Source organism: Cellulomonas septica (genome assembly GCF_012396155.1).
Taxonomy (GTDB): Bacteria; Actinomycetota; Actinomycetes; order Actinomycetales; family Cellulomonadaceae; genus Cellulomonas; species Cellulomonas septica.
The window spans coordinates 1-2,682 of sequence record NZ_JAAXOY010000504.1; the positions used below are offsets into that span (position 1 = coordinate 1).

Consider the following 2,682-nt stretch of genomic DNA (forward strand, 5'->3'; position numbering starts at 1 on the left):
GGCCCTCGGGCCGTGGTCAGCGGGTCGGGACGGGCTCCTGCCGGGCGGCGTCGGGGCCCTCCACCGCGTGGCGGGCGTGCGTCGGCTCGGGTCGACGCGAGAGGGCGCTCGGCCACCACATGCGCGGGCCGAGGTCGAGGTTGAGCGCGGTGACGAGGATCGACCGCACGACGAGCGTGTCCAGCAGCACGCCGAGCGCCACGGCGAACCCGATCTCGGCGAACGACACGACGGGCAGCGTGCCCAGCGCGGCGAACGTCCCCGCGAGCACCAGACCGGCGGACGTGATGACGCCGCCCGTCGCCGCGAGGCCGACGAGCGCGCCCCGACGGTGCCCCAGGCGCAGCGCCTCCTCCCGCACGCGCGTCATGAGGAAGATGTTGTAGTCGACGCCGAGCGCCACGAGGAACACGAACGTGAAGAGCGGGAACGACGAGTCGGTGCCGCCGAACCCGAACGCGTAGCGGAAGACGAGCGCGCTGATCCCGATGGCGGCGCCGAAGCTCAGCACGACCGTGCCCATGAGGACGAGCGGGGCGACGAGCGACCTCAGGAGCAGCACGAGCACCAGGAAGACGACGAGCAGGATGATCGGGATGAGCAGCCGGTTGTCCGCCGCGGACGCGCGCTGCGCGTCGAGGTCGATCGCGGTCGACCCGCCGACCATCGCGTCGGCGTCGGGGACGGCGTGCACCGCGTCCCGCACGCGGTCGACGGTCGCGTCCGCCGCGTCGCTGTCGGGCGCCGACTCCAGCGTCCCCTCGAGGTAGGCGAGGCCGTCGGCGACCACGGGCTCGCTCACGGAGTCCGCGTCGATGCCCTCGACGCCGGCGAACGCGACGCGCACCGCGTCGGCCTGCGGGGCGTCCGCGAGCACGACGACGGGCGCGCCCGCACCGCCGTCGAAGTGGTCCTCGAGCACCTTCTCGCCCTCGATCGACGGCTGGGCCGTGCGGAACGACTCCTCGTTCGACAGCCCCGTCGGGTCGAGCTGCAGCCAGCCGATGCTCGCGACGGCCAGCACGCCCGCGGTCGCGAGCCAGATGCGGCGCGGGTGGCGCGCGACCTGCGCACCGATCCGCGCCCAGACGCCGTGCGTCGTCGGCTCGTCGTCGCCCAGGTGCGGCACCTCCGGCCAGAAGACCCAGCGCCCGAACGTCACGAGCAGCGCGGGCAGCAGCGTGAGCATGACGAGCAGCGCGACGCCGATGCCGATCGCGGCGACCGGCCCGAGCCCGGCCGTCGAGTTCATCGTGGCGAGGACCAGGACGAGCATGCCGGCGGCGACCGTCGCGGCCGACGCGATGATCGCGGGGCTCGCGCGGTGCAGCGCCTCCGCCATCGCCGCGTGCCGGTCGCCGTGCTTGCGCAGCTCCTCGCGGTACCGGGCGACCAGGAGCAGCGCGTAGTCGGTGCCCGCGCCGAACACCAGGACCGTGAGGATGCCCGCGCTCTGCGCGTTCACCGTGAGGTCGAACCGGTCCGCCAGCACGTACACGACGGCCTGCGCGACCGTCAGCGCGACGACCGCCGACGCGACCGGCAGGAGCCACAGCACCGGGCTGCGGTACGTGAGCAGCAGCATGACGATGACGACGCCGCCCGCCGCGAACAGCAGCGTCGAGTCGATCCCCTCGAACGCCTTCGACTGGTCGGCCGCGAGGCCCGCCGGCCCGGTCACGTACGGCACCAGGCCGTCGGCGCCCTCGGCGGCGGTCGTGCGGATCTCCTCGACGGTCGGCCCGAGCGAGTCCCAGCCGTCGGGCGCCTCGATCGGCACGATGACCTGCACCGCCTCGCCGTCCTGCGACGGGATCGGCCCCACGACGTCTCCCGCGAGCCCGTCGAGGTCGCCGAACGCCGCGACGTCCGCGGCGACCGTCTCCTGGTCCGACGCCAGCAGGCCGCCGTCGCGCTCGTAGACGACGACCGCGGGCACCACGTCGTCGGGCTGGAACGCGGCCGCCGCCGCGAGCACCTCCGTCGACTCCGCGTCCGCGGGGAGCCACGACTCCGCGTCGTTCTCCTGCGCACTCGTGAGCCTGCCCGCGAGCGGCCCCAGCAGGGCGGTGACGACGAGCCAGAACGCGATGACGACGTACTTCACGTAGCGGTGGGTGATCCACCCGGCGACCTGGGACATGACGGTTCCTCGGGTCTCGACGACGGGGACGGCCGGTGCGTGGTGCGGCGGTGCCAGGTGCGGACGGGCGCTCCGCAAGGGGTGCGCGACGTGCGCGACGTGCGTGGTCCGGGGTGCCCGGCGCGCCCTCCGCGCCGCGCAGCCCGTGAGGACGACGCTCTCGCAGAAGGGGACAGACCGGACATCCGGGATACCCCCGAATCGTGGGTCGGGGTGCCCCGAGGTGTCGAGGGCGCGCTCTCAGGGTCCGCTCAGGAAGCGGGGCCGAGCAGCCAGTCGCGCACCGCGGCCGTCACCGCCGCGTCGTCCTTCGGGGAGTGGTCGCCGGTGACGAAGACCGTGGTCAGCGGGCCGCGGATCGTCGACAGGTGCGTCGTGAGCTCGTCGGGCGAGCCGAACGGGTCGCGCTGCCCCGACATGGCGACGTGGAGCCGGACTCGATGGTCCGCGTCCTGGGCCAGCTCGTGCAGGAGTGCAGGCGATGAGGTGCTCAGCGCCAGCTGCTCGCGTCCTGCCCGCACGGGATGCCGCAGGAGGGA

General features: G+C 74.1%; 1 protein-coding gene and 1 pseudogene. Both read right to left on the reverse strand.

Annotated elements, in window-relative coordinates:
- Positions 1 to 16 precede the first annotated feature (16 nt).
- Entirely contained in the window at positions 17 to 2,143 is a 2,127-nt protein-coding gene (locus tag HGA02_RS15745; RefSeq protein WP_168680025.1) for an MMPL family transporter, read from the reverse strand.
- Positions 2,144 to 2,394: 251 nt separating this feature from the next.
- Positions 2,395 to 2,682 (reverse strand): annotated as a pseudogene (locus HGA02_RS20510) (hypothetical protein); the annotation flags it as partial.